At 63.0% G+C, this 6,188-nt stretch carries 8 protein-coding genes and 1 pseudogene; all 9 read left to right on the plus strand.

Annotated elements, in window-relative coordinates; genetic code table 11:
* A pseudogene (locus R3175_RS17740) lies at nucleotides 1-199 on the plus strand (urease accessory protein UreD); the annotation flags it as partial.
* A 38-nt stretch (nucleotides 200-237) separates the two neighbouring features.
* Nucleotides 238-540, plus strand: a complete 303-nt coding sequence (gene ureA / locus R3175_RS17745) for an urease subunit gamma (protein WP_206644057.1) — start codon at nucleotides 238-240, stop codon at nucleotides 538-540.
* Nucleotides 541-699: 159 nt separating this feature from the next.
* Nucleotides 700-1,014: an urease subunit beta gene (locus R3175_RS17750; protein ID WP_318945677.1), complete on the plus strand. Its 315-nt coding sequence runs from the start codon at nucleotides 700-702 to the stop codon at nucleotides 1,012-1,014.
* A 150-nt stretch (nucleotides 1,015-1,164) separates the two neighbouring features.
* On the plus strand, nucleotides 1,165-2,868 hold the full coding sequence (ureC, locus tag R3175_RS17755; protein WP_318945678.1) for an urease subunit alpha: 1,704 nt from the start codon (nucleotides 1,165-1,167) through the stop codon (nucleotides 2,866-2,868).
* A gap of 34 nt (nucleotides 2,869-2,902) precedes the next feature.
* Entirely contained in the window at nucleotides 2,903-3,454 is a 552-nt protein-coding gene (gene ureE / locus R3175_RS17760; protein WP_318945679.1) for an urease accessory protein UreE, read from the plus strand.
* Nucleotides 3,438-4,136, plus strand: a complete 699-nt coding sequence (locus R3175_RS17765; protein WP_318945680.1) for an urease accessory protein UreF — start codon at nucleotides 3,438-3,440, stop codon at nucleotides 4,134-4,136. Before ureE ends, R3175_RS17765 begins: the two co-directional genes overlap by 17 nt.
* A 175-nt stretch (nucleotides 4,137-4,311) precedes the next feature.
* On the plus strand, nucleotides 4,312-4,950 hold the full coding sequence (gene ureG, locus R3175_RS17770) for an urease accessory protein UreG (RefSeq protein WP_318945681.1): 639 nt from the start codon (nucleotides 4,312-4,314) through the stop codon (nucleotides 4,948-4,950).
* A 44-nt stretch (nucleotides 4,951-4,994) separates the two neighbouring features.
* Complete coding sequence (locus R3175_RS17775) at nucleotides 4,995-5,570, plus strand: HupE/UreJ family protein (protein WP_318945682.1); 576 nt, start codon at nucleotides 4,995-4,997, stop codon at nucleotides 5,568-5,570.
* 185 nt (nucleotides 5,571-5,755) lie between these two features.
* Nucleotides 5,756-6,067, plus strand: a complete 312-nt coding sequence (locus R3175_RS17780) for a nuclease-related domain-containing protein (protein ID WP_318945683.1) — start codon at nucleotides 5,756-5,758, stop codon at nucleotides 6,065-6,067.
* Nucleotides 6,068-6,188 lie beyond the last annotated feature (121 nt).

Consider the following 6,188-nt stretch of genomic DNA (forward strand, 5'->3'; position numbering starts at 1 on the left):
CGACGCCATCGAAGCCGTCCGCGAGGCCCTGCCGGAGAACAACCGCTGGGCCATCACCCGCCGCCGGGGCGTGGTGCTGTTGCGCTACCTGGGCAACGAACGCAACGAAGCCTGGGCCCTGTGCCAACAGGCCTGGGAAATCCTCCGGCCCCGGCTCATCGGGCACGAGGCCCACATACCCAGAATCTGGCTGACCTGAACGCCGAAATGCCAACGACAACAACGGAGCATTGAGCAATGGAGCTAACACCCAGAGACAAAGACAAGCTGCTGCTGTTCACCGCAGCGCTGCTGGCCGAGCGCCGCAAGGCCAAGGGCCTCAAACTCAACTACCCCGAAGCCATCGCCCTGATCAGCGCCGAAATCATGGAAGGCGCCCGCGAAGGCCGCTCCGTGGCCGAGCTGATGAGCTCCGGCACCGAAATCCTCACCCGTGACGACGTCATGGACGGCGTGGCCGACATGATCCACGAAGTCCAGGTCGAGGCGACGTTCCCCGACGGCACAAAACTCGTGACGGTTCATAACCCCATAGTCTGAGAGACCAATGAGAAGCTACCTGCGTTGCCGCTGCGGCGTTAAAGAGAGACTCAAAATGCTCATTTATACGCGCATAAACTGCGCTTTTTCGTCTCCCTTTGCCTTGCATCGGCTGCCTCGCCAACGCTTCTCATCGGTCTCTAAAGGAGACTCTTTTTTATGATTCCCGGCGAATACCAAATCCAAGACGGCGACATCGAGCTCTGCGCGGGCCGCGAACGCACCACGATTGACGTGGCCAACACCGGCGACCGCCCGGTGCAGATCGGCTCCCACTACCACTTCGCCGAAGCCAACCCGGTGTTGGAGTTTGACCGCGCTGCCGCAAAAGGCCTGCGCCTCGACATCGCCGCCGGCACCGCCATCCGCTTCGAACCTGGCCAGACCCGCGAAGTCACCCTGATTCCCTATGCGGGCGGTCGCGAGATCTACGGTTTCCGTGGCGATGTGATGGGAAAACTGGACGGCAAGTAGTGACTCTGGGAGACGGGTGGGTGATGCCTTCCGGGACCGTCTCTGGCCATGGATGGCCAGAGCCGAGCGTACAGGGATGTACTTGTAGCGTGTCCCGGAAGGCATCACCCACACGGCTCCTGCACGGACTCAACGGATAAGAGGCGAACAATGAAGATAAGCAGACAAGCCTACGCCGACATGTACGGCCCCACCGTGGGTGACCGCGTCCGCCTGGGCGACACCGATCTGTGGATCGAAGTGGAACAGGACCATACCCACTACGGCGACGAAGTAAAATTCGGCGGCGGCAAAGTCATCCGCGACGGCATGGGCCAGAGCCAGCGTAACGACGACAGCGTGATGGACACCGTCATCACCAACGCCCTGATCCTCGACTGGTGGGGCATCGTCAAAGCCGACGTCGGCATCCAGAAAGGCCGCATCGCCGCCATCGGCAAAGCCGGCAACCCCGACACCCAGCCCGACGTCCAGATCGTCATCGGCCCCGGCACCGAAGTCATCGCCGGGGAAGGCAAAATCCTCACCGCCGGCGGCATCGACCCCCACATCCACTTCATCTGCCCCCAACAGGTGGAAGAAGCCCTGATGAGCGGCATCACCACCATGCTCGGCGGCGGCACCGGCCCGGCCACCGGCACCAACGCCACCACCTGCACCCCCGGCGCCTGGCACATCGGCAAGATGCTGCAGGCGGTCGACCAACTACCCATGAACATCGGCTTCCTCGGCAAGGGCAACGCCTCGCTGCCGGAAGCCCTGGAAGCCCAGATCAAAGCCGGTGCCATCGGCCTCAAACTGCACGAAGACTGGGGCACCACCCCCGCCTCCATCGACAACTGCCTCACCGTTGCCGATCAGTACGACGTGCAGGTGGCCATCCACACCGACACCCTCAACGAATCCGGCTTTGTGGAAGACACCCTGGCCGCGTTCAAGGGCCGCTGCATCCACACCTTCCACACCGAAGGTGCCGGTGGTGGCCACGCCCCGGACATCATCACCGCCTGCTCCAAAGACTACGTACTGCCGTCCTCCACCAACCCCACACGGCCCTACACCGTGAACACCGTGGACGAGCACCTGGACATGCTGATGGTGTGCCACCACCTCGACCCCAACATCCCGGAAGACGTCGCCTTCGCCGACTCCCGCATCCGCCGCGAGACCATCGCCGCCGAAGACATCCTCCACGACCTGGGCGTGATCTCCATGATCTCCTCCGACTCCCAGGCCATGGGCCGGGTGGGCGAGGTGATCTGCCGCACCTGGCAGACCGCCCACAAGATGAAAGTCCAGCGCGGCCTGCTGCCGGAAGACGAAGAACGGGGCGCCGACAACTTCCGCGCCAAACGCTACATCGCCAAGTACACCATCAACTCCGCCATCACCCACGGCCTGGGCCATGAAGTGGGCTCGGTGGAAGTGGGCAAACTGGCGGACCTGGTGTTGTGGAGCCCAGCGTTCTTCGGCGTCAAACCCGCCTGCATCCTCAAGGGCGGCATGATCGCAGCGGCCCCCATGGGTGACCCCAACGCCTCCATCCCCACGCCCCAGCCGGTGCACTACCGCCCCATGTTCGGCGCCTTCGGCAAGGCCGCGAGTGCCACCCGCCTGACCTTCGTCAGCCAGGCCGCCCTGGACGCCGGTATTGGAGAGGAGCTGGGGCTGGACAGCCCATTGTCCGCCTGCAAGGGCGTGCGGGAGGTGCGCAAGAGCGACATGAAACTCAACGACGCCTGCCCACACCTCACCGTGGACCCACAGACCTACGAAGTACACGCCGACGGCGAACTGCTCACCTGCGAGCCCGCCGCCGAACTGCCGCTGGCCCAGCGCTATCACTTGTTCTGATGGCGCTGCCTGAGCCCGCGAAAGGAGAAATAGAATGCTGGAAATGAATCAACGCATCGCCCCGGTGGAACCGGCGGAAGTGTTTGACACCCTGACCCTGCCCTACGAGCTGCGCATCCGCGGTCGCCTGCGGGCCACCACCGACAACGGCCACGACATCGGCCTGTTCCTCGACCGCGGCCCGGTGCTGCGGGAAGGGGACCACCTGATGGCCAAGGGCGGCGAGATCGTCCGCATCCGCGCCGCCGACGAACCGGTGGTCACCGCCCGCATCGAGACCGGCCTGCCGCTGGCCCGGCTGTGCTATCACCTCGGCAACCGCCACGTGTCGCTCGCCATCGGCAGTGACGACCAGGGCAGCTGGGTCCGCTTCCCACCGGACCACGTGCTGGAAGAACTGGCCGAACGCCTCGGTGCCACCGTCGTCCACCACCAGGCCCCGTTCGACCCGGAGCCGGGGGCCTACGCGCAGGCCGGGCAGGGGCATTCTCACGGTCATAGCCACGGGCACGGACACGGCCATTCACACAGCCATGGCCATTCACACGATCACGACCACGGGCATGCCCATGGCCATCACCACTGACAACCCAACCGGCGACCTGGCCCTGCTGGGCCTGCTGCAACTGGTCAGCCCGGCCTTGCCCATCGGCGCCTTCGCCTGGTCCCAGGGCCTGGAAAGCGCCTTTGAACTGCAATGGGTAACCAACGAGGCAGAGCTGGGGCAGTGGCTGGAAGGCGTACTGGACGACGGCCTCACCCGCTGCGAACTGCCCCTGCTGGCCCGGCTGCAAACCGCCTGGGCCGAAGGCGACAGCGCCACGGTGGCCAGCTGGAACCAGTGGCTGCACGCCACCCGCGAGACCGCCGAACTGACCGACGAAGACGTCCGCCTCGGCGCGGCCCTGGTGCGCCTGCTCAAGAGCCTGGCGCTGCTGCCGCAGGCGGACGACGGCCAGCTACCGGCGGAACCCGGTTACGTCACCATGTTCGCCTGGGCCGCGCATCTCAGAAATGTGCCGGTACGCCAGACCCTGCTGGGCTTCGCCTGGGCCTGGCTGGAAAACCAGCTGGCTGTCGCCTGCAAGGCCATGCCCCTGGGCCACACTGCCGCCCAACGGCTGACCGAACAGCTACGGCCGAAACTGGTGGCCGCAGTGGACAAGGCCCTGGGCCTTAGTGATGACGAACTAGGACCGGTGCTACCAGGGCTCGCCCTCGGCAGTGCCTTACACGAAACACAGTATTCAAGGCTCTTTAGAAGCTAGAGGGAGTCCACGTAAAACCGCCTGTGCCAATGAATTGCCGCGTTGCGCGGTGCTCGTAAGTTCGCCTACCAGCAGGTATGTCTCACTTCCTGCGCTCCGGGCGCCTTGCACTTCATCGGCACAGACAGTTTTCCGCAGACTCCCAGACAAAGTTCCAACAAATGAGGAATTAGATATGACACATTGTTTACGAGTAGGCGTCGGCGGCCCCGTCGGCTCCGGCAAAACCGCCCTGCTGCGCCAGCTGTGCAAAGCCCTGCGGGACCACTACAACATCGCCGTGGTCACCAACGACATCTACACCCGCGAAGACGCCGACTTCCTGCTGCGCCACGAAGCCCTGGGCGCCGACCGCATCCTCGGCGTGGAAACCGGCGGCTGCCCCCACACCGCCATCCGCGAGGACGCCTCCATGAACCTGGCGGCCATCGACGACCTCCAGTCCCGCCACCCGGGCCTGGAACTGGTGCTGGTGGAATCCGGCGGCGACAACCTCTCCGCCACCTTCAGCCCGGAACTGTCCGACCTCACCCTGTACGTCATCGACGTCTCCGCTGGCGACAAGATCCCCCGCAAAGGCGGCCCCGGCATCACCAAATCCGACCTGCTGATCATCAACAAGATCGACATCGCCGAACAGGTCCACGCCTCCCTGGACGTGATGGAGCGGGATTCCAGGAAGATGCGCGGCGAGCGGCCGTTTGTGTTTACCAACCTGTACGACGGGGTAGGGCTGGAAGAGATCATTTCATTCATTCTTGAGCGCGGCATGTTGCCCGAGCGTCGCCCAGACAAGATTGCTGAGAGCGCCTGACACCGAATTGGACAAGACACACCAGACTGTTTAGGAGAACGACTATGAAACTGGCAACCAAACTGCTGAGCGCCGCCGCCCTGCTGGCCGCTTCCACCGCCGCCTCTGCCCACACCGGCCATGGCACCGGTGGCTTCACCAGCGGCCTGCTGCACCCCATGCTGGGCCTGGACCACCTGCTGGCCATGGCCGCCATCGGCTTCTGGAGCGTGCGCCAGAGCAATACCATGAAGAACGCCACCCCGGCCTTCGTGATCGGCGGCATGATCCTGGGTGCGGTACTGGCCTGGGGTGGGTTGAACCTGCCGGGTGTGGAAACCGGCATTACCGTCTCCGTGCTGCTGGCGGGGATTCTGATTGCGACGCTGGCCAAGCTGCCGACCGCGGTGGGTGGTTCCCTGGTTGGGGCGTTTATGGTGTTTCATGGGTTTGCCCATGGGGCGGAGATGCCGGCGGGGGCTGCGTTGGTGGCTTATTTGAGTGGGTTTACGGTTGCCACACTGGCCATCACCTTTGCGGGTCGTGGTCTTGGGGCGTTGATGCTGAAGGCAGATAACCGAGTCACCCGCGCATTGGGTGGTGCCGTGGCTGTGGCCGGAGGTGTGCTCGCTGCCGCCTGATCGCACCAGATGCCGGCATGATTCGGCAAGTTTCGAAGCAAAAGCCGCAGGGGAAACCCTGCGGCTTTTTTGTTAGACGTTGTTTGTTAACGAATTTTTGCAACCTGAAATAAGACACCCCGAAAAAAGTGGGCTAATGTGTAGTGATAGCAAACGGACTAGCACGTTCCTGTTAAGGATGATGGATGGACTTCGCCCCGGTTCTTCAGCCTGTTTTCAATGCCCTCTGGTATCTGATTCCCCTTGCCTTCCTGGCGGGGGTGATCAAGTCGTCCTGGTTTAAGGGCAAGCTGGGGGAGTTCCTCGTAAATGCCTCGGCTCGCCTGTTCCTCGACAAGAACCGCTACCACCTGATCAAGAACGTCACCCTGCCCACCGAAGACGGTACTACCCAGATCGACCACATCATTGTTTCCCGGTATGGGGTGTTTGTGGTGGAAACCAAGAACATGAAGGGCTGGATCTTTGGGAATGCTAATCCTGAATTCAAACAATAAGTGCAGCACCGCTCGTTTGTAGTGCTCCGGAATATTCACCCCAGAACACCTCTGCCGGTGTCCGATACCCCAGTCGTTTCCTGGGGCGATTATTGAGCTCATCGACGACTCGATTCAGTGC

This window comes from Marinobacter sp. (assembly GCF_033722735.1).
In the GTDB taxonomy this organism is placed as follows: Bacteria; Pseudomonadota; Gammaproteobacteria; order Pseudomonadales; family Oleiphilaceae; genus Marinobacter.

Bases quoted from the DNA above. Each gene is read 5' to 3' on its own strand.
- ureA (WP_206644057.1), top strand. From the start codon at position 238: ATGGAGCTAACACCCAGAGACAAAGACAAGCTGCTGCTGTTCACCGCA.
- ureE (WP_318945679.1), top strand. From the start codon at position 2,903: ATGCTGGAAATGAATCAACGCATCGCCCCGGTGGAACCGGCGGAAGTG.
- ureC (WP_318945678.1), top strand. From the start codon at position 1,165: ATGAAGATAAGCAGACAAGCCTACGCCGACATGTACGGCCCCACCGTG.
- R3175_RS17775 (WP_318945682.1), top strand. From the start codon at position 4,995: ATGAAACTGGCAACCAAACTGCTGAGCGCCGCCGCCCTGCTGGCCGCT.
- ureG (WP_318945681.1), top strand. From the start codon at position 4,312: ATGACACATTGTTTACGAGTAGGCGTCGGCGGCCCCGTCGGCTCCGGC.
- R3175_RS17750 (WP_318945677.1), top strand. From the start codon at position 700: ATGATTCCCGGCGAATACCAAATCCAAGACGGCGACATCGAGCTCTGC.
- R3175_RS17765 (WP_318945680.1), top strand. From the start codon at position 3,438: ATGGCCATCACCACTGACAACCCAACCGGCGACCTGGCCCTGCTGGGC.
- R3175_RS17780 (WP_318945683.1), top strand. From the start codon at position 5,756: ATGGACTTCGCCCCGGTTCTTCAGCCTGTTTTCAATGCCCTCTGGTAT.